Genomic DNA, 22,988 nt, shown 5'->3' with positions numbered 1-22,988 from the left:
ATATTTTAACTGATCAGGGAGGTAACATATTGGAAAATTTATTGCCTTACACCGTGGGAGAATTATTGGAAGTACAAGCCAGAGCATATGGCGGCCATGATGCGGTTGTTTATTCTGACCGAAATCTCAGGATGACCTATCAGCAATTCAATCAGCTTTGCCGCAAAGCAGCAAGAGGGTTGATGAAACTTGGGATACAAAAAGGTGAGCATGTGGCCGCGTGGTCCTCAAACACACCTGAATGGGTCGTAAGCCAGTTTGCTACAGGAAAAATGGGAGCAGTCCTCGTAACTGTAAATACGAATTATAGGACGGCTGAGCTTGAATATTTGCTCAAACAGTCAGACTCCACCACTATTATATTAATGGAACAATACAAAGACGCCTCTTATATCGAGATGCTCTATGAAATAGCACCTGAGCTGAAAACAAGTGAACCAGGAAAGCTTGAAAGCAACAGGCTGCCATACCTGAAAAATGTGATTGTCATGGGTGACAAACGGTTTCCCGGGACCTTCAGCTGGCAGGATATCCTTGATATGGCCGAGGGGGTATCAGAGGAGCAGCTTGATTCCCGTCTGGCAGAACTTAAACAAAGTGATGTTATAAATATGCAATACACTTCCGGGACAACGGGATTCCCAAAGGGGGTCATGCTGACGCATCGGAATATCGTCAACAATGCCTACAATGTGGCCCTGGCCATGAAGCTTACTGACAAAGACCGTCTGTGCATCCCTGTTCCTTTTTTCCATTGCTTTGGCTGTGTGATGGGTACACTTGCTTCTGTTACTGTAGGAGCGACAATGGTGCCTGTCCAGGAATTCAGTCCTAAGGCTGTACTGGAGACAGTAGAAAAAGAGCGCTGTACTGCACTCCATGGCGTTCCTACCATGTTTATCGCTGAATTAAATGACAGGGATTTTGAAAAATACGATCTTTCTTCCTTAAGAACGGGGATCATGGCTGGTTCAAATTGCCCGATTGAGGTCATGAAAGCTGTAAATGAAAAAATGGGTGCAACCGAGATTACGATTGCATATGGCCAGACTGAATCATCGCCTGTTATCACACAGACGAGAACGAATGACCCTTTAGAACTAAGAGTAGAAACGGTGGGGAAAGCACTGCCGCATGCAGAAGCAAAAATTGTGAAGCCGGGTACGACAGAGGAGGTGCCTCGAGGAGTACAGGGTGAGCTGTGTACCAGAGGCTATCATGTAATGGAAGGGTATTATAAAAATCCTGATGCAACACGGGAAGCAATCGATGAGGATGGATGGCTCCACACCGGCGATTTAGCGGTTATGGACGAGAATGGCTATTGCCGCATCACAGGCAGATTGAAGGATATGATCATTCGCGGCGGAGAAAATATATATCCTCGTGAGATCGAGGAATTTCTTTATACACATCCGAAGGTGCTGGATGTCCAGGTAGTTGGAATCCCAGACAGTGTATATGGAGAGGAAGTAATGGCCTGGATTATATTGAAGGATGGGGAAAAAGCAGATGCCTCTGAAATCAGAGAGTATTGCAAAGGGAAAATTTCGAAACACAAGATACCAAGATATATAGAGTTTACCGATAGCTACCCAATGACCGCTTCAGGGAAAATCCAAAAATTCAAGCTGCGTGAACAGGCCATGGAAGCAGTCGAAGAACTAAAGAATTCTTAAAAGTCAAGGCTTAAGAAGACAGCAAAAAACGCTGTCTTTTTAGTTTGCAAATTATTAGCGACTAATTACGAAAATTAAAATATCATTTTGAACATTTTGTTACAACTGCTGGACTTATATATTATTTAACATTATTACTCCCTATAATATAGTGTATACACCTGCTAAAAATCGTTAGCTGCAGGATTGATGGGGGAATGCTTAAATGCGGTGGCTGTTCGTAATATTGCTGTCAGTCATAGGGCTGCTATTCCTGCTGAAGGGGATCGAGCTTTGGTCAGTGATTGGCAAAGTCGATGGTGAGGGTATTGGTATTAGCTTCCTGGGTATGAATATAAGTGATAAAGTCCTGAATGAAAGTATATCTGGCTATGCACTTGGATTTACAGTCAGCTCAATTATTCCAATTCTGGTAGCCATTAATATCGCCATGAAAAGACAATCTGGCAGCCATATAAATACTGAAAAAATATAGATAAGCCCGGTGGAGGAAGAAACCGGGCTTATTTTTCTATCATCATTGATGTTACCCGTTTAGCAGAAAGGGAAATATAATACAAAAAATAATGAATAGGAGGAAGTTTTAATGTGTGGGAGGTTTTCATTGTTTGAAACAATAGATGCATTGCAGCAGCAATTTCAATTCGAATATTTTGACGACCTTGAACCACGTTACAACATAGCCCCTGGGCAGGATATATTAACAGTTTTCAATAATGGGCAGAACAAAGAGGGGGTTAAAATGAGATGGGGGTTGATTCCATTTTGGGCTGAGGATGAAAAAATTGGCTACAAAATGATTAATGCCCGCGCCGAAACTATCGATGAAAAGGCAAGCTTCAAGACCGCTTTTAAAAAAAGGCGCTGTGTCGTACTTGCTGATGGTTTTTACGAGTGGAAAAAAGAAGCTGATGTAAAGCAGCCCTACCGTTTTGGCATGAAAAATAACAAACCGTTTGCCTTTGCGGGTCTGTGGGAAAATTGGAGCAAGGATGGGAAGAATATTTCCTCATGCACCATCATCACAACTAAACCAAATGAATTGACGAGAGATGTGCATGACAGGATGCCGGTCATCCTGCCGGAAGACCGAATTGACATATGGCTTGACCGTTCATTTGATGATACAGAAGAATTAAAAAAACTTTTAATCCCTTATCAAGCTGAGTATATGGAAAAATATGAAGTATCAACTGCGATAAATTCCGCAAAGAATGAAGGCAAGGATTTGATTTTGCCAATCAACAGCCTTTGATGCAGGTTTCTTTTTCCAGGATGTTTAATCCAAGCGTTGATGGTGGTATAGAATGACACAGCCAACACCAAGATGAAAACATCCTGGAAAGAGGGATTAACATGAATGGATTTACTAAAAACGGATTTTACGAATTGATTTATAAAAATCAGCACTTTTCATTTTTACAATATATTCGCAAGGATGTCATTTGTGACGTTTGTTATATAACTTTAAAGAATGTGATTACGGGAGAAACACTAACCTTTGATCAATCCGAAATAAGAGGATTTGGAATTGCTGGCGAAGCGAATGCAAGCTGACTATTGCTAAATGGACTTCCTATTCTTTATACTATAGTTTATGAGACTGAATTAAAGGAAGTGGCCGTAAATGATCCATCTGAACTGGCACGAACGCGAGACAACAAAAAAACTTAAATGCGTTCATACCAATGCGAAAAAATATATTGTTAACAACAAGCTCACGACAGGCAAAGAATATGATGTTAAAAATGAAACAGAGGAATTTTATTTCATTATTGATAACTCCGGCAAAGTCGGGGGTTATTACAAGGAATATTTTGAAGAAGTTAAATAATGCTCAGAAGGCCGCCAACTAAACATGGCGGCCTTCTGTTTTAATATAATTCTTATTTCGCTTCTGTAATGATAAGATATAGAGAAAAGGGGTAAGGGGGGAAGAAAGTGGAGAAGAGAGTCAAACTGGAGGGACATTCGGTTTTACTGCTGCCGATGGAACTGGAACAAAAACAGGAATTATGGCGTGCAGCCGAACCTGAGCAAATTTGGGAGTTCACTTCTTCCAAGATCAGGAGTAAGGATGAAATGAAGCTGACAATCGAAACAGCTATCATGGAGAGAGAACTTGGCAATCAAATTCCATTCGTTGTTTCCTGTAAGGAATCTGGCAAGATTATCGGCAGTACTCGTTTTCTTGATATCTCTGAAAAGAATAAATCGCTTGAGATTGGCTGGACATGGTATCATCCTGATTATTGGAGATCTGCTGTAAATACAGAAACAAAATTCTTACTGCTCCGATATGCCTTCGAAGAAATGAAAATGAACCGTGTACAATTTTGCACAGATGCCAGGAATATTCGCTCCCAGAACGCGATACAGAGAATAGGTGCAACGAAGGAAGGAATCCTTCGCAAGCACCGTATCATCGCAGATGGTTACGTTAGGGATACTGTTATCTATAGTATCATCTTGGAGGAATGGTCTGAAATCAAGTTACTATTACAGGATAAAATGAATAGGTCTTAATTGAGGATCCAATAAAACCTCCGCAGCAGTTGGTGGAATAATAGTCAGCCCATTTATTGAGTAGCTGTTTTCAGCTATATAGTGAGATTGAAAGAATATTTTACGTACAGCAGCTGGTAAGGATTTTTAAGATGAAAGAATACCATTGGTAGTAACGGTTCTGTTTCTTGTCACAAAAATCCAAAATGTATATTAAGATGACCATCAATTTATATGTGAATTTGATGGTCATTTTTTATCGATATAACGCATTAGTTATAAGAATTGTCTTCCAATTTGAATATAAAAAACGCACGGTTACAGTTATTTCTGTTACCTCGCAATTGTCTGGAAACTCCTGTGTTTTCTTATTTGTAAATTTGGCTATGTAACTCTGTCATCCTTCGTATGTATAAGAATTAATAGGCGGAATAATTCCGGCTAATGGATATAAAGGAAGCTTAAGATGCAGAAATAAGCGGAGGAATTCCGGTTAACTGCTCTAAAGATCCAAAATTTAAAGTTCTCGATCCTATAAGCGGAAAAACTCCGCTTATTCTTAAGGAAATAGAGGTATTTCCCAATTTAAACGGAATTTTTCCGGTTATTTTTTAAACACAATGCATAAAATTCAGTTTTTTACAGTTTATCGGCCATAAAATGCATTATCCATTGGGTTTTGTCATATTCTGCATTTTGCAGAACAAATGTAAAACAAATATAACGTGATTCTTTATAAAGATTGACAGGAATCTGAACTCGTTTTTAATAGGTTGTTATTTTTCTTAAATATGTTTAAGCAGACGCAACACTGAACCTGAAACTCGTTTTTATCATTCAGCCAGGAATTTTTTCTTTTGCAAGAGCTTGGATAATTCCTGATCGATTATTTCATATTCAGAATCTTCCTTTGACAGAAAGGATAGTCTTCCGATCAATGCAGTTATTTCATTTTGGATGACCATCAGCTGCTCGAGCTTTTCATTTTCTGAGGATTGCCGTGGCTTAAAAGTTTTGTAATCCTTAAATCCAGCTTCCTTGCGGCTAATTTCCCCGTCCTCTATAACCAGAAGTTTTTCACTCACTTTATTCAGGAAGTAAACATCGTGAGAGACAAACAGGATCGAGCCTTCAAAATCTATAATCGTTCTTTCCAGACTTTCCCTGCTGGCCAAATCAAGATGGTTAGTCGGCTCATCGAGTATTAGCAAATCCAGGTCAGACAGGAGCATCATTACGAGTTTAAGGCGTGTTCTTTCACCGAGGCTTAAAGTTCCAATAGGAGCACCCAGCTTTTCCTCATTCAACCCGATATTTGCAAAAATCGTCCTGGCTTTACCAAGGGATTCTCTGTCAGTGAGCCCTGTGTATTCAATCGCAGTTTTGCCGTTGGGGAGGTCGGATACATCCTGGCTTAAGTATCCTATTTTCAACGATTCGCTTATCCAAAGAATGCCTTCTGACGCGTGTTCCTCTCTTAGCAGCATTTTCAGAAGAGTAGTTTTGCCGCTCCCGTTCGCACCTAAAATGGCCATCCTTTCACCATGATTCATATAGAAATGGCTGTTATGAAATAAGCTTCGATCACCAAATGACTTTCCAAGATTTTGTGCCTCCAGTATCCTTTTGCCTCTTTTTTTGCCGCTTTGGAATTGAAAACTGATTTTTGCTTCCTCTTTAAGCTGTTTGATCTCGTTTTTGGCAAGCTCCTGATTCAAGCGCTTCATTTTGGATTTTATCTGGACATCCATCTTCTTTGCCTTGACGCGGTGATATTCCTTATAGCCTATTTGGCGTCTTTCTGAACTGGTTCCCTGTTTAGTTGAATCCCGGTGTGCTTTATCGCTCCAGTTTTTTAAATTATCCATCTGCTGCTCAATTTTCTGTTTGTATTTTTGCTGTGTTTCATATTGATGTTTCTGAACCTCACGAAGCCTCTGCTTTTCCTTGCGGTACGCAGAATAGTTACCAGAAAAGCACTGGGTTAGCCCGTCTTCGATTTCAATAATCTCCTGTACGGTCTGATCAAGGAAATATCGGTCATGTGAGATGATGATGACCGCCCCTTTGTAGGCTGACAGTTCATTAATGAGCCATTCCATTCCCTGATGATCCAGGTGGTTAGTTGGCTCATCAAGAATCAGCATTTCAGGTCTAGCGGACCATATTTTAGCTAGCGACAGCTTCAGTTTTTCCCCTCCGCTTAAATGTTCCAGCCGTTCTTCATTCCATTCCTGAAGCTTATTAATGCCAAGCTGGCTTGAATGTATAAGCACACTGCGATCGGTGAGGGAAGGGGAGCCATCCTCTGACTCATAGACTGTATATTCTGTCGATTGCTTTAGATAACCTATATTTATTAAACCATTGAAGGTTTCTATAGAACCTGCATCAGGGGGGATTTTTCCATACAGGATATTTGCCAGAGTGGTTTTCCCTGCACCATTTTTCCCGACAAGACCAATGCGGCTGTCATTCTTTATGTCAAACTCGGCTTTAATAAGAATAGGCTGGTTATTAAAGCTTTTCTGAATATCTCTTATCTTCATCAATGTCATAAAAACTCCACCTTTCTTTTTGCTTTTCTAATTAAAGGTGAGATTATAATCCATCAAAAAAACCTCCCAGGTGATGACCCGGGAGGTTCTGCAGCCCATTCAAATATGATTGAAAGCTCACAAAAAGAAGCATAAAGCCATGTAGCGGTATGCTCTGAAGCGTTTCGTTCGTATGAGAATGGTAAAAGGGCAGACTAATCCTATTTTCGGGCATCACGTTTTTCATATTTGAAAATCGGGCTTGAAAATAAGATTAGTATTTCATCGGCTCTTTACCATTCCCCTCTGTAATCATTACTTAAAAGTATATCTGTAAATGAAATTATATGTCAACCAAAATATTCCTGTCTACAAATGGGGAGCAATCTCTTCATTGACAAGACAATAATAAAGTCCGGGAATTAATTCCCGGACTGCTAATTATACTTGTTGTTCAGCCTTAACTTCAGTTTCCTTTACTCCATAAATCCTCCTGGCAAGCAATGTCTGCGTGATCAGGAATAATCCACCGACTGTCCAGTACAGCGGCAGGGCAGAAGGGGCGTTCAGGGAGAACATGACAATCATGATTGGTGACATGAGTCCCATGAATTTCATTTGTTTTCTTTGATCTGCTGTCATATTGGACATGGAAACCTTGAATTGCAGGTAATAGATCAGGCCAGCAGCAGCAGTAATCATTATATCTGAATGTCCAAGATTGAACCAAAGGAACGAATGGGCTGCAATTTCACTTGAACCTCTAATGGCATAATAGAGGCCCATTAAAATAGGCATTTGTATCAGCATCGGCAGGCAGCCTACAGAAAGAGGGTTCACACCGTGCTTTTGATATAGCCCCATCATTTCCTGCTGTAATTTTTTTTGTTCAGCAGGATCCTTTGATGCTTTCAGCTTTTTCTGAATCTGATCCATCTCAGGCTTAAGAAGTTCCATTTTTTCTTTCATATGCTGTTGGTTCTTGTATTGTTTGAGCATTAGCGGCATCAATATTAATCTGATCAACACAGTGATCAAAATGATTGCTAATCCAAAGCTGCCGCCAGTTAGGCCGGCGAAAACATGTATAAGCCAGGTGAACGGGTTGACAAAAGTAGACTGGAATAATGACCCGTCACTAGTCAATGACTGGCAGCCTCCTAAAAAAACTGAGACAAATAATATGATCAAAACGGTGTAAAACTTCTTCATTTTTCTCCTCCGTAACAATAGATTGTTTATAAATATGCAATCAGTAAAGGAGAAAATGGAGTTTTATCATCGCCTGGATCGATTTTTATCTTAATACGTTTAATAATTTGCAGCTGCATGCTAGGATTTAGTTCCGCTTTATTTTTAAAAGCCGTTTCTGACGCGGAAGGTTTAAACTTGACTTCGAATAAGCACGAGTCGTTTAAAGAAGCATCGCTTATATATAAGTATGCTGAAATCGACATGCTTAACAGCAGGGCGAGATATATACTGTAAATTCCCGTTCCATCCAGCGACTGTGCGTAAATCTCCAGGAGCATGCGATCACCTCTTTTTAGCAGCACTTCGACTTTTCAGCTTAACTAAGTATATTTCTTTTCCATGGAGTTATCAATGGAAGTTTATTATTTGTACGATTTATCTATGAAAAAAGTTTCACTTCCAAACATTGTAATAGAGAGGCTGGTTTCAAATAGGGAAAAAGGGGCTATTTAAATAGGACAATCCTGCCGAAAGGGGTAGTAACGATGAAAACTGTTTATTGTCTAATGATCAATTCGGGCAGTGCGGATGAAATGCTCTGGGACCATGGTGTTTGGGAAACAGAGGAAGCTGCTAAGGCATATATCGAAACAGAAATGTCCAATATTAGCGGAATCTGGGTAAGTGAGTTAAAAGTGAATGACTCAATTCCAGAAGCTGCCGAAGATGCCGGTGATGAAATGGTAGAATGTTCATTGTGCGGCATTGAATATAATGCAGAAGATGTAAATACGACTGATTATGATGAGAATGTCTGCATAAATTGCGAACCTGGATATAAGGATAACATGAATATTGCATAATAAGAAAAGCCATGGAATAGGATGCCATGGCCTTCTTTTATGCAGATTTAGATAAATTGGAGTGAGAGGAGACAAGAAGGTTTGCGGTTTCAAGCCTCTTGCGGACAAGAATCCCCATCCAGGATGCGAGCGCAGCTTTGATGATTCCCACTATGATAAACGGAAGGAAGCCACCTGTAAAAGCTGCCGTCCATGTCATGTCCATTGCAATCTTCAGCCATATTGTTCCAAAGAACAACGTGATGACCATCCCGATTGTGTTGGCTATTATCGCATTTAAATAGGTAAAGGATGTCTTTTCGAGCAGCCAGCCCATGATAAATGCCGCAGGTAAAAATCCGACAAGGTATCCTCCTGTAGGACCTACAAGCTTTGAGATTCCCCCTGAAAATTCAGCGAAAACTGGTACACCCACTGCTCCGATAAATAAATAAAGCAAAACGGAGATGGTGCCATATCTTGAGCCCAGAATGGTCGCAGCCAGTCCAATTGCCAAAGTTTGTCCAGTAATCGGGACAAGCGGCAGCGGGATGGTTAACTGAGCCAAAACGCCAATGATGGCAGCAAAGAGTGCTGTGATGATCATCATTCTTAATTTGACCTGTTGTTTGGTCATTTTTTTCTCCCCTTTTTGTTAACTGAAATATATTTTAGTTTACATTCAGACTTTAATATTTCCTGAGTTTTTTGTCAATAGAAAACATGCTGCCCAAAGCTGGTCAGCATGTGAACTAACTTAACCAATAGGTAAGGGTATCAAGAGTGCCAAGAAGGATTAATATAATTCCTGCACTTTTTTGGACGATTAAGCCGAAATTGCGGCTTTTTTTCATCAATGAACCATCCAGGCCGACAAAAGTAATTATCGCGGCGAAAACCAAAACAGGAATGGAGGTGCCAATCGCAAATATAGGGGGAAGGATAGCTCCATACGAAGTGCTTAAGACAATCGGCATTAAGGAAAAGAAGTATAAGGAAAACATAGTGGGACAAAAAGCAATAGAAAAGCTTATACCCATTAAATATGATCCCCATTTTCCGGTCCCTTCAAATTTAGGCAGGAAAGCTGCCAATCTATTGATCCAATTAAGTTTTACCACTCCAAAAAGAGTAAGCCCAATCAAGATGAAGAGAGGGCCCATCAACTTCCGGAATGAGGAGAAAAAAGAAGGCAAAGCCTCCTGGAAACTTTGGCCGACACTCCAAACTGCGAATCCAAGCAAGGAGAATACAGTGATTTTTCCGAGTATGAAGAAACTGATATCAGTCCACTGGCTCTTAGTTTGAAGACTGCGATTTCCATAAAAGGTTATGGCACCAAGATTCCCGGAAAGCTGACATGGAGCAAGGGCTCCGACAAGTCCGAGTAGAAAGCTTGCCAATAAGGGCATATGTACTGCCTGATTTACAAGGGTAAAGAATGGGCTGCTTAAAATCTGGCTGATCTCACTGAAAAATTGATACATGTAATACCTCCATTGCTATCGGGTTAACCCCATAATACAAAAAAAATATCAAAAAACCATGCACAAAAAGCAGCAGATAGAAAATAATCTGCTGCAAAGCTTCATTCCATTTCGCTTAAAGTAGGCTAGTCAAAATTTCATATGCATTTTCTACTTCATTTTCTCCTGGTGGCTCTGTGTCCTTAAGCGGGTATTCGAGGCCAAGGGCTTCCCATTTATAGACGCCAAGCTTATGATATGGCAGGACCTCTACTTTTTGTACATTGTCAAGAGTACCAATAAATTCCCCCAGCTTGGTGAGGTCTTCCCGATCATTGGTCACACCGGGAACCAGCACATGGCGGACCCAAATTGGTACCAGATGATCAGACAGATAGCGCGCGAAATCTAATATATGGTCATTTGCCATCCCTGTCAGCTTTATATGCTTCTTCCTGTTTATATGCTTTAAATCCAATAATACAAGGTCAGTGTATTTCAACAGTTCGGACAGCTGCTGTTGAAAAAGCGGGGCGCTGGAGTAGCAGCCTCCTGAGGAGTCGATAGCTGTATGGATCCCAAGCTTTTTGCATTCCTTAAAAAGTTCTGTAAGGAAAGGGATCTGCAGCAGCGGCTCCCCGCCGCTCACAGTAATCCCGCCCCCTGAAGCCTGTATGAATGGAAGATAGGAGGTCAAATCAGCCATGATTTCAGAAACAGTCATTTGTTTGCCTGTACCGATCTCCCATGTATCTGCATTATGGCAAAATTGGCAGCGCAGCAGGCAGCCCTGAGTGAAGACGACATAGCGGATTCCCGGGCCGTCAACTGTTCCAAAGGTTTCAATAGAGTGAATGTTCCCGTTCATGGTGAGTTCTCCTTTCGGGTAACGGAGCCCCAAAGAGAGGGGCAAACCGTTCCGGCAAGTTTGGCAAAGTATTAGTTACATAGATTCATGGAATGTACGATTGATTACATCCAGCTGCTGTTCCCGTGTAAGTTTGATAAAGTTGACTGCGTAACCTGACACACGGATTGTCAGCTGAGGATATTCTTCAGGATGTTCCATTGCATTCAATAATGTTTCTCTATTGAACACGTTAACGTTTAAGTGATGCCCATCCTTGATTGCATATCCATCAAGAATGGAAACCAGATTATTCTTGCGGCTTTCTTCATCTTTTCCTAGTGCCTTAGGCACGATGGAGAAGGTATTTGAAATTCCGTCCAAGGCATAGCTGTATGGCAGTTTCGCTACAGAAGACAGGGAAGCAAGCGTTCCTTTAGTATCGCGTCCGTGCATTGGATTTGCTCCGGGAGCGAATGGTTCACCTGCACGTCTTCCGTCCGGTGTGTTTCCGGTTTTCTTGCCGTATACAACGTTTGACGTGATGGTCAGGATCGACATTGTATGCACAGAGTTGCGATATGTCGGATGCTTTCGAAGCTTTGTCATAAAGCTCTTTACTAATTCAACTGCAATGCTGTCAACTCGATCGTCATTATTCCCATATTTAGGGAAATCTCCCTCTGTTTCAAAATCGACGGCAACACCATTCTCGTCACGAATCACTTTTACCTTGGCGTACTTGATGGCGCTCAGTGAATCAGCTACGACACTTAGCCCTGCTATACCAGTTGCCATTGTCCTCAATACTTCGGTGTCATGCAAAGCCATTTCAATTCTTTCATAGCTGTATTTATCATGCATATAATGTATGACGTTCAAAGTATTGATGTATAGACCTGCCAGCCACTCCATGACAGTGTCAAATTTAGCCATGACTTCCTTGTAATCGAGAATCTCACTTGTAATTGGGCTGAACTCCGGAGCCACCTGGATTTTTAGCTTTTCATCTACACCGCCGTTTATTGCATACAGCAATGCTTTTGCCAGGTTTGCACGTGCTCCGAAGAATTGCATCTGTTTGCCGATTTCCATCGCAGATACACAGCAGGCTATGCCATAATCATCGCCATATTCACAGCGCATAAGGTCATCGTTTTCATATTGAATTGAGCTTGTCTTGATGGACATCTCCGCACAATACTTCTTGAAATTCTCCGGCAGGGCAGGAGACCATAACACTGTCAGGTTAGGTTCAGGAGCCGGGCCAAGATTATCAAGTGTGTGCAGGAATCGGAAAGAGTTCTTTGTTACCAATGATTGTCCGCTGTGGGCCATGCCTCCGATGGATTCTGTTACCCATGTAGGGTCGCCGCTGAATAATTCATTGTAATCAGGTGTGCGGGCAAACTTTACAAGACGGAGCTTCATGACAAAATGATCGACAAGCTCCTGTGCTTCCTGTTCGGTGATTAAGCCATTCTGAAGGTCACGTTCAATATAAATATCAAGGAATGTAGCGACACGTCCGAGGCTCATGGCAGCACCGTTTTGCTCTTTGATTGCAGCCAAATAAGCGAAGTATACCCATTGGAATGCTTCGGCAGCATTTGATGCTGGTTTGGAAATATCATAGCCATAGCTCTCTGCAAGCTTTTTGAGTTCATTCAGAGAACGATATTGCTCTGAAATCTCTTCCCTTAACCTCATTGTGTCCTCTGTCATGACATTGCTGGTCGAACCATGGTCATTCTTCTTTTGCTCCATCAGGAAATCTACCCCGTAAAGGGCTACTCGACGGTAGTCACCAATGATCCGGCCACGGCCGTAGGCATCAGGCAGACCTGTAATGATACCTGCCTTGCGGGCCTGCAGCATTTCTTTGGTATAAACATCGAAGACACCCTGGTTATGGGTTTTCCTGAAATCCGTGAAAATTTTCTCGACTTCCTTATCCAATTCATAACCGTATGCTTCACAGGCCGCTTTTGCCATGCGTATTCCGCCAAAAGGCTGCATAGAACGTTTAAATGGCTGATCAGTCTGGAAGCCAACAATTTTTTCTTTATTCTTATCCAAATATCCTGGTCCGTGAGAAGTAATGGTAGAAACTACTTTAGTGTCCATATCAAGGACACCGCCATTATCGCGTTCCTGCTTTGTTAATTCCATCACCTGCTGCCAAAGAAGGTGAGTTTCCTCAGTTGCGTCTTCTAGAAAGTCTGAACCACCAATATATTCCTTGTAGTTCTTTAAAATAAAGTCCCTGACATTGATGTCTTCTGTCCATATACCTGTTTTAAAACCTTTCCATTGTTCCATTTCGAGTCACCTCAGAAGTTAATAATTTATATAACAGATATCACACTTTCATCATACTACGACTATAACAGTTTGAGTGTGACGGATTTGTGAAATATTGAACAATAATTGAACGTGGGGGTTATGGCGTTCTATTGGTTCGTATATCAAAAAACTGTATTATATAGAAAATAGTAAAATTGTATTCTGTTATATAAAAAAGTAGTTAAATAATATGATAGCAGGAGATATTAACAAGATGAGTATGTTGTTTTGTATTTTTTGTGTCGTTATTAAAAAAAAAACAGGACTAAGTGTCCTGTTCAAGTGAATGATTAATCTACGACAATGTAGGCAATCATCGGTCCGTTATTTTCAGCTGTAGGATGAGTTAAGCAAATCAGCCTGTAAGTTCCCTCTTTTTCGAACTGTAAAGGTACCACTGTATCTTCCCCTTTTTTTACAACTCCTTTAATATCAGTACCTTCAATGATAAAAGGATGCTCTTTACCGTTTATTCCCCGAATTATTTGGCGGACCTTTTCCCCTTTTTCTACAAAGATCGTTCCAGGGTCCCAGCGGTAGGCTTCAATTTCCTTTCCGTCTTCAGTTGTTGATTTGAACTCACCCGTCACCATATGAATTTCCCTGATTGATTCACTTGGCTGGCCGATGGCAGGTTCAGCATCTGGCTTGAGTGACAGCCATAGAGAGCCAATCACGGCAAGTAAACCTGCAAGGCCGAGAATATAAAGAACCCTTTTCTTTACTACGAAAAAATGCATATCAATACCTCCTTTATTATTAGTAAATATTTATGCATGTCCATATAGGGAACTTGTCTTTTTTTTAAAAGAATTTATCATCGAGCATGGATTGCATAGTTTCGAAAGGTAAATACAAAACTATAGGTTATCAAATTGTCTAGGAGGATCAGATGTATTATTTATTCACACATAATGACCTGGATGGTGTAGCCTGTGGAATTTTATTCAGGCTGGCATACGGGGAAAAAGCAGAAATTCGGTATAACTCTGTTTCTGGTTTGAATCTGCAAGTAGACCGTTTTCTTGAAAAGCTGAATGAACGCATGAAAAAGGAGGGAGTTTTATATATCACTGATCTGTCACTTAATGAGGAGATGACCGATAAAGTGAATAAATTTGTTATAGAAGGCGGCAAGGCGCAGCTGATTGACCACCATAAAACAGCACTGCGTTTTAATGATTTTTCATGGGGGCACGTGAAAGTAGAAGATGAGTCAGGAACCTTCACGTGCGCAGCATCTCTTGTTTATGAGCATCTTGTTCAGAAGGGCCATTTAAACCGGAATGGTGCCCTTGATGAATTTGTCGAGCTTGTCCGCCAGTATGATACGTGGGACTGGGACATCCTTAAGAATTATAAAGCCAAGAACCTAAATGATTTGTTCTTTATGATATCGATAGAGGAATTTGAAGAAAGAATGCTGCCAAGACTTGTTGCTGGCGAGAATTTTGAGTATGACGAGTTTGAAGATAAATTGCTGGAGATGGAAGAGGATAAAATCGAAAGATACATAAGAAGAAAAAAGCGTGAAATCATCCAGATCAAAACAAAGGATTTATATGGAGGAATTGTTCACGCCGAATCCTATCATTCTGAATTGGGCAATGAATTAGGCAAAGAATTCTCCCATCTGGACTATATCGCCATCCTGAATTTGGGCAGTAAAAAAATCAGCTTCAGAACTATACATGACCATGTAGATGTTTCAGCGATTGCAGGGGAATTTGGCGGCGGGGGACATGCAAAGGCGTCAGGATGTTCCATGAATTCAGAGGCTTACCGTCGGTATATTGAGGAGGCCTTCCCCCTTGAGCCCATTCGGCAGGATGCTGCGAGGAATACATATAATTTGAAGGAATCAGGCAGCGGGACTTTATATGAGAATCGAGAACGAGATATCTTTTTCATCTTTTCTAATGGCAATGAGTTTTTTATCGGGATGGAAAAGGGAGAAAAGTTGGGGCCATTTCATGATTATCTAGCTGCCGAAAAACATGTAAAGAGAGAGTTTGGAGCTGCGCTGGCAAGAGATGATGTGTATATTAACTATCTGGAATCGATCGTGTTCCATCACAAAAAACCCATCATATGAATTATGGTGGGTTTTCTTCTTTCAGACTAATTGGCCAAGCGTTGATCATTCAATGGCCAAATATAGGCTGCTCAGGAACCATATTATAGTGATACAAGTATTTTCCATAAAAATTAAAATTCAATGACTCTACAGAAATTTCTATCTATTTTTGATAAAATAAGCAAGTAGACTAGATTATTGGATGTGTTATTATGAATAAATTTCTTCTTCTCTCCTTGACCTTTCTTTTATTATTATCCGCTGTTACAGGAGCAGCAGCTGAGGATGCTTCCCCTGAATTGACCTCTGAGGCTGCCGTGTTAATGGATACACAGTCAGGAGCTATTCTTTTTGGGAAGAATGAACAGGCTAAAATGTATCCTGCGAGCCTCACCAAAATTGCTACTGCCATTTACGCAATTGAAACAGGAAATCTTGATGATATTGTGACCGTCACTGATGAGGTATTGACTTTAGATGGAACTAGAGTTTATTTAAATCCTGGAGAACAGGTAACTTTAAAAAAATTGATACAGGGAATGATGATCAACTCTGGGAATGATGCTGCATTGGCGATTGCCATTCATTTAAACGGCAACTTGGAGGATTTCTCACAAAATATTAATGAATATCTTGCTTCCCAGGCAGGAGCGAAATCTACCCATTTTGTAAATCCTCATGGATTATTTGATGAAAATCATTACACCACTGCCAGGGATCTTGGCAGTATATTAAATTATGCGATGAGAAATCAGGCTTTCCGTGAGATTTTTGGTACCAGGCAAATGAAATGGGATGGTGAATCATGGGACACAACCATTCTTTCTCATCATCGAATGCTAAAAGGGGAAATCCCCTATCAGGGTGTTACTGGAGGAAAAACCGGCTTTGTAGATCAATCCAAGCAAACGCTTGCAACCACAGCTGACAATGGACAAATGAAGCTGACAGCAATCCTGTTGAAATCCGAATATAAAAGAAAAATATACGATGACACTATAAAGCTATTTGACTATGGATTTACACATTTTAAGTCCTCTGTATTAAAAAAAGGAGAGGTATTCACAAACATTAATCACAGGTTCCAGGCGGATGAGGATTCATATTTAACAGAACCGGTGAGTGGAGGCGGAAGGACTATCAGTTCCAATGGAGTTCTTAAAATCCAAAATGAAAAAGGCGTTACCATCCAGCGGGTTGAGCTGGAAGAAATTAAAACCGAGCAGCCAAAAGTGAAAAAAACTCCCCAAAAATCCGAGAAAAACGGTTTACTCTCCAATTCAGTACTAGGAGGGGGGATATTTCTCCTGGCTGCGGCGGGATGGGTTTTAGGCAAGAAACAAAAGAGAAATAGGAAATTCAGGAGCAGGTGATTAGCCTGCTTCTTTTTTTGTCCCATTGCAAAACATCACTTAACATTCTCTTAAAACTCTTTTACATTCTATTAATAAGAGATTAATAGTTTTCGATTAAAGTAGGAAGTGGCTAAAATAAATTATCTGGAGGTCTTGGAATGATTAAGAAAAACTTTAAAAAGAAGATACTCCCGATCGCTGTACTTTCTACTGTAGCGTTCGGCACCCTTGCAGGAACTTTCAACGCAGAAGCTAAAAGTGACAAAAGACAGAATGAACCAGAAATTAAAAACGTGATTTTTCTCATTGGTGACGGCATGGGTGTTTCTTACACATCAGCATACCGTTACTTGCAAGACAATCCTGAAACAGCTGGAATGGAGAAAACGGAGTTTGATAAATACCTTGTTGGTAACCAAATGACGTATCCGGAAGATCCTGAACAGAACGTTACTGATTCAGCAGCAGCAGCAACAGCTATGTCAGCAGGCATCAAGACTTACAATGCTGCGATCGCAGTAGATAATGATAAAACTGAAGTGAAAACAGTTCTTGAAGCGGCAAAGGAAAACGGCAAGGCGACTGGACTCGTAGCAACATCTGAAGTAACGCATGCTACTCCTGCTTCTTTTGGAGCTCATGATATATCAAGGAAGAATATGAATTCAATCGCAGATGACTATTTTGATGAAATGATAAACGGTGAACATAAAGTGGATGTCATGCTTGGCGGCGGATTAAGCAATTTTGTCCGCCCTGACCGAAATCTCACTAAAGAATTCAAGGATGCTGGCTACAGTTATGTCACTGATAAGAAGCAAATGCTGAAGGATCAGAACGATAAAGTCCTTGGCCTTTTCGCAGAGGGCGGCTTACCAAAGATGATTGACCGTGAGGAAAGCACACCTTCTCTTGCTGAGATGACAGATTCAGCAATTAAGCGCCTGAATAAAGACAAAGATGGTTTCTTCTTGATGGTAGAGGGCAGCCAGGTAGACTGGGCTGGTCATGACAACGATATCGTTGGGGCAATGAGTGAAATGGAAGATTTCGAAAAAGCTTACAAGGCTGCTATCGAATTTGCCAAGAAAGACAAGCACACCTTAGTTGTCGCAACTGCTGACCATTCAACGGGTGGATATTCAATCGGAGCAAATGGCATCTATAACTGGTTTGGTGCACCGATCAGGGCTGCTAAACGTACACCTGACTTCATGGCTGAAGAAATTGCAGGGGGAGCAGATACTGAGGCGACCTTAAAGAAGTATATTGACTTCAAATCTGAAGGCCAGCCTGAATTGACAGCTGAAGAAATCCAATCAGTAAAGGATGCGGGTGTGAGCAAAAAAGCATCCGACATTGATAAAGCCATCGAAAAGATTTTCGATACACGTTCAAACACTGGCTGGACAACTGGCGGACATACGGGTGAAGACGTTCCGGTATATGCTTTTGGACCAGGTAAAGAACGCTTCTATGGACAGATCGACAATACAGATAATGCAAAAAACATCTTTGATATTTTAAAAACAAGCAAGAAAAAGTAAAAAACTGAATCTCCCGCAGGATCCTTGGCCTGTGGGAATTTTTTTGGAAAGGGGTTTTCAAAATGAAAAAGTATCTTGGAATCATTCTAGCCATGTCATTGGTAACGGGGTGTTCCTTTGGTGACCAGCCTAAAGGAAATTTGAAAGCTGCCAACCAAAAAGAGCAGGCCGGAAGTCAAAATAAACCTGATGTTTATGTCCCCAACCCCCAGGTTGCCGACGACAGCTCTTTAACTGGTGTTGGAGAATCGGTTGCCGACCGTAAAGGTGAACTCACATTAAAAGCTATGAAAGAAGTTAACCAGACATTGACAGTCGGTGGATTGCAATACACAATCAAGAATATTAAATTCCTTCACTATGTGCCCGACTATAGCCTAATTGATTTTTATCATCCATATACCCATGATGAGGAGTTTAATTTTGTGAAATTATCAGTTGAAGTGAAAAATGACACAAAAGAAAAATACCATTTTGCTCCTGTAGCAATGATGAAGATCAATGATACTACCATGAAAACATGGGAGGATGATTTCTACCTGGAGGATTTGAATGGGGAAATCTCACCAGGCCAAACCAAAAAGGGAAATATCGGTTTTATAGTCGAGGACCTGAATACAATCAATAAAGTAGAAATGATTTCTGGAGATTTGATAGGGAAGGACAAGAAGAAATTAGCTGCTCCGGTGAAATTGACTATTCCGTTTGAATAAGGTTAGGAAATGGCGGGGCACTTATGTTCAGCCAAATATGGTTAAGCTTTAAACCGGACAAAGCCCCGTTAATCACGGGGCTTTTAATGTTTTATTCTGGTTGTGGAATATAGCATTAAGAAAGAAATCCCTGCAAGTGTAATCACCCAGAGCCACGCTGCTTCCATATTTCCCGATTCAATGGCAACATAGATTGCAGTCGGGGCAGTCTGTGTCTTGCCGGGCAAATTTCCCGCAAACATCAGCGTTGCTCCAAACTCCCCTAGAGCTCTTGCGAAGCTAAGGATGAACCCGGTCACCAATGTCCTAGCTGATAGCGGCAGAGTTACAAATAAAAACACTTTCCATTCGTTTGCCCCGTCCACTCTAGCTGCTTCTTCAGCTCCCGGATCAATGGAAAGGAAGCCTGTCTTTGCAGATTGATACATTAAAGGAAAAGCGACTACAGAGGAAGCGATCACTGCCGCCCACCAGGTAAACATAATCGGGCCTCCAAACACAGCTTCAATCATTCTTCCAATAGGGCTGTTTATCCCGAAAATAATAACCAGCAAAAAGCCGACTACAGTAGGAGGGAGAACCAGCGGCAGGGTCAAGAGTGTTTCTATCGCGGTTTTTCCATAGAAATTTCGTCTGGATAAGATTCTCGCTGCTGCAATTCCGAAAAAAAATACCACGATCACTGATATTGAGGCTATTTCAAGTGATAGTTTTATCGGAGACCAAAAATCCATACTCATAAACAATCAATCCAATGCTGCATCAAAGCCATATTTTTTAAAAATTTCCATTGTTTCTCTCTCTGTCAGGAACTTAAAGAAGCTGACTGCTGCCTCGTGGTTTTTAGAGGCAGCAATTACTCCTGCAGGATAAATGATTGGGTCGTGTGATGCTTCTTCAGTAAGTGTAGTGACCTTAATCTTATCTGAAATCAAGGCATCTGTTTTATAGACAATGCCTGCATCAACATTCCCCGTTTCAGCATAGGTGAGGACTTGCCTCACATCTTTTGTGTAAATAAGTTTAGCTTCAATATTGTCCCATATGCCTGTGGATTGTAAAGCCTGCTTTGCGTACTTGCCGGCTGGAACAGTTTCGGGCGTACCAAGGGCTATCCTTTTAATTGCTCCGTTTCGCAATTCTTCCAGACCCTTTATTGGTTCCTTGTTCTTTGGTACGATAAGGACAAGTTCATTGGTCAACAGCTGTACAGACTGTTCAATATCAATCTTTTTTTCCTCCAACAACTGCTGGTATTGTTCCTCAGAGGCTGAAATAAACACATCAACAGGAGCACCCTGGGCAATTTGCTGCTGCAGTGAGCCAGAACCGCCAAAGTTAAAGACAAGCCTTACATCGGGATGATCCTTCATATATATTTTCCCCGCTTCTTCCAGTGCTTCCTGGAGGCTTGCGGCGGCTGAAACGGTAATTTCTTTACTATCGCCATGCCCAGGCCTCCCGCAGCCAGCAAGGAAAATAGCAACTATGATGAAAAAAATTAACGATACATTCCTCAAAAACGCGACATCCTTTCGTTGTGGTCCATATTTACCCACAAACAGAGAGCATACAAGTTAAATATGTTGGAAAAATGGTGTATACAATTGATTATAGCGAAATTGGCATTGCTGGGCACATATAAAATATCACAAGTTCGTGAAAATAAAATTTTTTCGAGGATAGTACTTCTAAGGGATTGAAAGAATTTGATTGTAAAACCTATGTAGGTGATGTTACTCTGCCTTTTTGACTTCACTGCTAGGAGGATCGCCTGTGGGAAGGTTGGGAATGATTTTTTGTTCACGACTGAATTATCATTACAAAAAAAAACTGCCGGAGGGCAGTTTTGATAGATTATTGCATATTTCCTGTCTTCTGATCGATTTGTCTGCATACCTCGTCAGCAGACAGTCCGCTTGCCTCAATTACAGATCCTTGTATCGCTGCATCCTGCATTCCCATGACATTGGAATCTACACCGCTTACTATGCAATAATCGCAGCCTTGAGCATCCGCTTCCTGTCGCAGTTCAATTACTTCGTGGCCTCTTTCACGCAGCGCTTCAGAAACATTTGTTAATGACTGTTCTACACCAATTCGAGCCATTCATCACACCTCCTTACCAGTTTAAGTTTTCCGCAAAAAGAATAAAATATTCCCTAAGCAAGACAATATGAAAGAACCAAATAACCGAATGGAGGGGAGACTATGTCAAAACGCAAAAAGGACCCGTCAACGATCGGCTTGAATTCATCCCAGGTCGAAGGACAGGGAACGACAGTTAGTGAAACTGGAAGCAGGACAGCATCCTCATCACGCAAAAAGCAAAAAAAGGATTAGCTGTCTGCTGGAAATCGAATTAATTAGGATATTGGATAAAGAAAAACCCCTTCAATGATATAGAGAAGGGGTTTCAGTCTTTTTACGTATACAAGAAAATACATTGCTTTGATTAATGACACAGTGGTCTACGTGGCCGCTGTGTCACAATTTTTTTAAGCGTACATTTGTGCAACTTGCTTTTGAAGCTCTTCGTTTTCAAGATACTCATCATAAGTCATCTGTTTGTCAACAAGGCCAGCTGGAGTAATCTCAAGAATTCTGTTTGCCACAGTCTGGACGAATTGATGGTCATGAGAAGAGAAGATCATTGAGCCTTTAAAATTGATCATTCCATTGTTCAAGGCAGTAATGGATTCGAGATCAAGGTGGTTCGTAGGTTCATCGAGCAACAGGACATTTGCTCCAGAAAGCATCATCTTCGAAAGCATGCAGCGGACTTTTTCTCCTCCTGAAAGTACACTCGCTTTCTTAAGAACTTCTTCGCCTGAGAACAGCATTCTGCCCAGGAAACCGCGCAAGAAGCTCTCGCTGTCATCCTTAGGGGAGAATTGGCGTAGCCAATCAACCAGAGTAAGGTCTGAGCCTTCAAAGAACTCTGAGTTATCCTTAGGGAAGTACGCCTGGGATGTTGTCACACCCCATTTGAATGTACCGCTGTCCGGCTCGATTTCTCCCATGAGAATCTTGAACAAGGTAGTGATGGCAATTTCATTCCTGCCAATAAGAGCGATTTTGTCATCCTTATTCATGATAAAGCTGATATTATCAAGGACTTTAACACCATCAATGGTTTTGGAGATTCCGTCTACTCTTAATAGATCATTCCCGATTTCACGTTCCGGAGTGAATCCAACGTATGGATACTTACGGGAAGACGGTCTAATATCGTCTAAAGAAATTTTATCAAGGAGCTTTTTACGGGAGGTCGCCTGCTTTGATTTAGAAGCATTGGCACTGAATCTCGCGATGAACGCTTGCAATTCCTTGATTTTTTCTTCTTTTTTACGATTGGTATCCTGTTGCATTTTCAATGCGAGTTGGCTGGATTCATACCAGAAGTCATAGTTCCCGACATACAGCTGGATTTTGCCGAAGTCAAGGTCAGCTATATGTGTACAAACCTTATTCAGGAAGTGACGGTCATGGGAAACAACGATAACTGTGTTTTCAAAGTTAATCAGGAATTCTTCTAACCATTGAATTGCTTTTAAGTCCAGATGGTTAGTAGGCTCATCGAGTAAAAGAACGTCTGGTTTGCCGAATAGAGCTTGTGCCAAAAGCACTTTCACTTTTTCAGAACCAGTTAAATCAGCCATTTTTTTCGTGTGAAATTCTTCGCCAATTCCCAAACCTTGAAGGAGAATAGCCGCTTCAGATTCCGCTTCCCATCCATTCATATCAGCAAATTCACCTTCGAGTTCAGCTGCACGCATGCCGTCTTCATCAGAGAAATCTTCTTTCATATAAATGGCGTTCTTTTCGTTCATTACCTCATACAAACGTTTATGGCCCATCATAACTGTTTCTAAAACAG

The 22,988-nt window shown here is 41.1% G+C and carries 24 protein-coding genes; 12 read left to right on the top strand and 12 right to left on the bottom strand.

Going from position 1 to position 22,988, the window contains the following annotated elements:
* The first annotated feature begins 26 nt into the window (after positions 1-26).
* The 6 genes from AC3EBE_RS20800 to AC3EBE_RS20775 all read left to right on the top strand — a co-directional run bounded on the left by AC3EBE_RS20800 (position 27) and on the right by AC3EBE_RS20775 (position 4,205).
* Positions 27-1,679: an AMP-binding protein gene (locus tag AC3EBE_RS20800; RefSeq protein ID WP_488596975.1), complete on the top strand. Its 1,653-nt coding sequence runs from the start codon at positions 27-29 to the stop codon at positions 1,677-1,679.
* A 205-nt stretch (positions 1,680-1,884) separates the two neighbouring features.
* Positions 1,885-2,154 (top strand): hypothetical protein, encoded by a 270-nt coding sequence (locus AC3EBE_RS20795; protein ID WP_488596939.1) that lies wholly within the window; start codon positions 1,885-1,887, stop codon positions 2,152-2,154.
* A gap of 111 nt (positions 2,155-2,265) precedes the next feature.
* Positions 2,266-2,934 (top strand): SOS response-associated peptidase, encoded by a 669-nt coding sequence (locus AC3EBE_RS20790; protein ID WP_488596938.1) that lies wholly within the window; start codon positions 2,266-2,268, stop codon positions 2,932-2,934.
* A gap of 101 nt (positions 2,935-3,035) precedes the next feature.
* A complete protein-coding gene (locus tag AC3EBE_RS20785; RefSeq protein WP_488596937.1) occupies positions 3,036-3,236 on the top strand; it encodes a hypothetical protein in 201 nt (66 codons plus the stop codon).
* A gap of 70 nt (positions 3,237-3,306) precedes the next feature.
* The gene (locus tag AC3EBE_RS20780) at positions 3,307-3,513 is read left to right on the top strand and encodes a DUF6501 family protein (RefSeq protein WP_488596936.1); all 207 of its coding nucleotides are present in this window, start codon (positions 3,307-3,309) and stop codon (positions 3,511-3,513) included.
* Positions 3,514-3,620: 107 nt separating this feature from the next.
* Positions 3,621-4,205, top strand: coding sequence for a GNAT family N-acetyltransferase (locus tag AC3EBE_RS20775; protein WP_488596935.1), 585 nt, complete (start codon positions 3,621-3,623; stop codon positions 4,203-4,205).
* An 812-nt stretch (positions 4,206-5,017) separates the two neighbouring features.
* Here the strand turns inward: AC3EBE_RS20775 and abc-f are convergent.
* From abc-f to AC3EBE_RS20760, 3 genes are all read right to left on the bottom strand, one after another.
* The gene (gene abc-f, locus AC3EBE_RS20770) at positions 5,018-6,742 is read right to left on the bottom strand and encodes a ribosomal protection-like ABC-F family protein (protein WP_488596934.1); all 1,725 of its coding nucleotides are present in this window, start codon (positions 6,740-6,742) and stop codon (positions 5,018-5,020) included.
* A 420-nt stretch (positions 6,743-7,162) separates the two neighbouring features.
* Positions 7,163-7,933, bottom strand: a complete 771-nt coding sequence (gene yidC / locus AC3EBE_RS20765; protein ID WP_488596933.1) for a membrane protein insertase YidC — start codon at positions 7,931-7,933, stop codon at positions 7,163-7,165.
* 26 nt (positions 7,934-7,959) lie between these two features.
* The gene (locus tag AC3EBE_RS20760) at positions 7,960-8,253 is read right to left on the bottom strand and encodes a hypothetical protein (protein WP_488596932.1); all 294 of its coding nucleotides are present in this window, start codon (positions 8,251-8,253) and stop codon (positions 7,960-7,962) included.
* Positions 8,254-8,460: 207 nt separating this feature from the next.
* Here AC3EBE_RS20760 and AC3EBE_RS20755 point away from each other — a divergent pair, with 207 nt between their 5' ends.
* Positions 8,461-8,778 carry a hypothetical protein gene (locus AC3EBE_RS20755; protein ID WP_488596931.1) on the top strand — a complete coding sequence of 106 codons (318 nt, stop codon included), beginning with the start codon at positions 8,461-8,463 and terminating at the stop codon, positions 8,776-8,778.
* Positions 8,779-8,815: 37 nt separating this feature from the next.
* Here the strand turns inward: AC3EBE_RS20755 and AC3EBE_RS20750 are convergent, their stop codons facing one another.
* From AC3EBE_RS20750 to AC3EBE_RS20730, 5 genes are all read right to left on the bottom strand, one after another.
* Positions 8,816-9,394 (bottom strand): biotin transporter BioY, encoded by a 579-nt coding sequence (locus AC3EBE_RS20750; RefSeq protein ID WP_488596930.1) that lies wholly within the window; start codon positions 9,392-9,394, stop codon positions 8,816-8,818.
* A gap of 115 nt (positions 9,395-9,509) precedes the next feature.
* Entirely contained in the window at positions 9,510-10,244 is a 735-nt protein-coding gene (locus AC3EBE_RS20745; protein ID WP_488596929.1) for an urease accessory protein UreH domain-containing protein, read from the bottom strand.
* Between the two features lie 115 nt (positions 10,245-10,359).
* Entirely contained in the window at positions 10,360-11,091 is a 732-nt protein-coding gene (gene pflA / locus AC3EBE_RS20740; RefSeq protein ID WP_488596928.1) for a pyruvate formate-lyase-activating protein, read from the bottom strand.
* A gap of 75 nt (positions 11,092-11,166) precedes the next feature.
* The gene (gene pflB / locus AC3EBE_RS20735) at positions 11,167-13,392 is read right to left on the bottom strand and encodes a formate C-acetyltransferase (protein WP_488596927.1); all 2,226 of its coding nucleotides are present in this window, start codon (positions 13,390-13,392) and stop codon (positions 11,167-11,169) included.
* 314 nt (positions 13,393-13,706) lie between these two features.
* Positions 13,707-14,156, bottom strand: coding sequence for a cupredoxin domain-containing protein (locus AC3EBE_RS20730; protein ID WP_488596926.1), 450 nt, complete (start codon positions 14,154-14,156; stop codon positions 13,707-13,709).
* A 152-nt stretch (positions 14,157-14,308) separates the two neighbouring features.
* Here AC3EBE_RS20730 and AC3EBE_RS20725 point away from each other — a divergent pair, with 152 nt between their 5' ends.
* From AC3EBE_RS20725 to AC3EBE_RS20710, 4 genes are all read left to right on the top strand, one after another.
* Positions 14,309-15,511, top strand: a complete 1,203-nt coding sequence (locus tag AC3EBE_RS20725) for a DHH family phosphoesterase (protein ID WP_488596925.1) — start codon at positions 14,309-14,311, stop codon at positions 15,509-15,511.
* Positions 15,512-15,705: 194 nt separating this feature from the next.
* Positions 15,706-16,866 (top strand): D-alanyl-D-alanine carboxypeptidase family protein, encoded by a 1,161-nt coding sequence (locus tag AC3EBE_RS20720; RefSeq protein ID WP_488596924.1) that lies wholly within the window; start codon positions 15,706-15,708, stop codon positions 16,864-16,866.
* A gap of 140 nt (positions 16,867-17,006) precedes the next feature.
* Entirely contained in the window at positions 17,007-18,395 is a 1,389-nt protein-coding gene (locus AC3EBE_RS20715; protein WP_488596923.1) for an alkaline phosphatase, read from the top strand.
* 62 nt (positions 18,396-18,457) lie between these two features.
* The gene (locus AC3EBE_RS20710; RefSeq protein WP_488596922.1) at positions 18,458-19,108 is read left to right on the top strand and encodes a DUF4352 domain-containing protein; all 651 of its coding nucleotides are present in this window, start codon (positions 18,458-18,460) and stop codon (positions 19,106-19,108) included.
* Between the two features lie 83 nt (positions 19,109-19,191).
* On the opposite strand, the gene modB is transcribed toward AC3EBE_RS20710, so the two are convergent.
* The 3 genes from modB to AC3EBE_RS20695 form a co-directional block, all read right to left on the bottom strand.
* A complete protein-coding gene (gene modB, locus AC3EBE_RS20705; RefSeq protein WP_488596921.1) occupies positions 19,192-19,848 on the bottom strand; it encodes a molybdate ABC transporter permease subunit in 657 nt (218 codons plus the stop codon).
* A 6-nt stretch (positions 19,849-19,854) separates the two neighbouring features.
* Positions 19,855-20,628 (bottom strand): molybdate ABC transporter substrate-binding protein, encoded by a 774-nt coding sequence (gene modA, locus AC3EBE_RS20700; protein ID WP_488596920.1) that lies wholly within the window; start codon positions 20,626-20,628, stop codon positions 19,855-19,857.
* 337 nt (positions 20,629-20,965) lie between these two features.
* Positions 20,966-21,217, bottom strand: coding sequence for a YkuS family protein (locus tag AC3EBE_RS20695; protein ID WP_488596919.1), 252 nt, complete (start codon positions 21,215-21,217; stop codon positions 20,966-20,968).
* A 102-nt stretch (positions 21,218-21,319) separates the two neighbouring features.
* On the opposite strand from AC3EBE_RS20695, the gene AC3EBE_RS20690 reads away from it, so the two are divergent.
* On the top strand, positions 21,320-21,451 hold the full coding sequence (locus tag AC3EBE_RS20690) for a YuzL family protein (protein ID WP_488596918.1): 132 nt from the start codon (positions 21,320-21,322) through the stop codon (positions 21,449-21,451).
* 155 nt (positions 21,452-21,606) lie between these two features.
* Here AC3EBE_RS20690 and AC3EBE_RS20685 read toward each other — a convergent pair.
* Positions 21,607-22,988, bottom strand: a 1,382-nt coding sequence (locus AC3EBE_RS20685) for an ABC-F family ATP-binding cassette domain-containing protein (protein ID WP_488596917.1), incomplete at its 5' end; no start/stop codon positions are given.

The sequence above is a fragment of the Mesobacillus sp. genome (assembly GCF_057785455.1).
Note: the sequence above shows the minus strand (reverse complement) of the source record. Positions and strands in the feature narration are given on the sequence as shown.

Bases quoted from the DNA above. Each gene is read 5' to 3' on its own strand.
- AC3EBE_RS20780 (WP_488596936.1), top strand. From the start codon at position 3,307: ATGATCCATCTGAACTGGCACGAACGCGAGACAACAAAAAAACTTAAA.
- pflA (WP_488596928.1), bottom strand. From the start codon at position 11,091: ATGAACGGGAACATTCACTCTATTGAAACCTTTGGAACAGTTGACGGC.
- AC3EBE_RS20760 (WP_488596932.1), bottom strand. From the start codon at position 8,253: ATGCTCCTGGAGATTTACGCACAGTCGCTGGATGGAACGGGAATTTAC.
- AC3EBE_RS20795 (WP_488596939.1), top strand. From the start codon at position 1,885: ATGCGGTGGCTGTTCGTAATATTGCTGTCAGTCATAGGGCTGCTATTC.
- AC3EBE_RS20710 (WP_488596922.1), top strand. From the start codon at position 18,458: ATGAAAAAGTATCTTGGAATCATTCTAGCCATGTCATTGGTAACGGGG.
- AC3EBE_RS20720 (WP_488596924.1), top strand. From the start codon at position 15,706: ATGAATAAATTTCTTCTTCTCTCCTTGACCTTTCTTTTATTATTATCC.
- abc-f (WP_488596934.1), bottom strand. From the start codon at position 6,742: ATGACATTGATGAAGATAAGAGATATTCAGAAAAGCTTTAATAACCAG.
- AC3EBE_RS20690 (WP_488596918.1), top strand. From the start codon at position 21,320: ATGTCAAAACGCAAAAAGGACCCGTCAACGATCGGCTTGAATTCATCC.
- pflB (WP_488596927.1), bottom strand. From the start codon at position 13,392: ATGGAACAATGGAAAGGTTTTAAAACAGGTATATGGACAGAAGACATC.
- AC3EBE_RS20745 (WP_488596929.1), bottom strand. From the start codon at position 10,244: ATGTATCAATTTTTCAGTGAGATCAGCCAGATTTTAAGCAGCCCATTC.
- AC3EBE_RS20785 (WP_488596937.1), top strand. From the start codon at position 3,036: ATGAATGGATTTACTAAAAACGGATTTTACGAATTGATTTATAAAAAT.
- AC3EBE_RS20750 (WP_488596930.1), bottom strand. From the start codon at position 9,394: ATGACCAAACAACAGGTCAAATTAAGAATGATGATCATCACAGCACTC.
- AC3EBE_RS20730 (WP_488596926.1), bottom strand. From the start codon at position 14,156: ATGCATTTTTTCGTAGTAAAGAAAAGGGTTCTTTATATTCTCGGCCTT.
- AC3EBE_RS20715 (WP_488596923.1), top strand. From the start codon at position 17,007: ATGATTAAGAAAAACTTTAAAAAGAAGATACTCCCGATCGCTGTACTT.
- yidC (WP_488596933.1), bottom strand. From the start codon at position 7,933: ATGAAGAAGTTTTACACCGTTTTGATCATATTATTTGTCTCAGTTTTT.
- AC3EBE_RS20725 (WP_488596925.1), top strand. From the start codon at position 14,309: ATGTATTATTTATTCACACATAATGACCTGGATGGTGTAGCCTGTGGA.
- modB (WP_488596921.1), bottom strand. From the start codon at position 19,848: ATGAGTATGGATTTTTGGTCTCCGATAAAACTATCACTTGAAATAGCC.
- AC3EBE_RS20695 (WP_488596919.1), bottom strand. From the start codon at position 21,217: ATGGCTCGAATTGGTGTAGAACAGTCATTAACAAATGTTTCTGAAGCG.
- AC3EBE_RS20755 (WP_488596931.1), top strand. From the start codon at position 8,461: ATGAAAACTGTTTATTGTCTAATGATCAATTCGGGCAGTGCGGATGAA.
- AC3EBE_RS20790 (WP_488596938.1), top strand. From the start codon at position 2,266: ATGTGTGGGAGGTTTTCATTGTTTGAAACAATAGATGCATTGCAGCAG.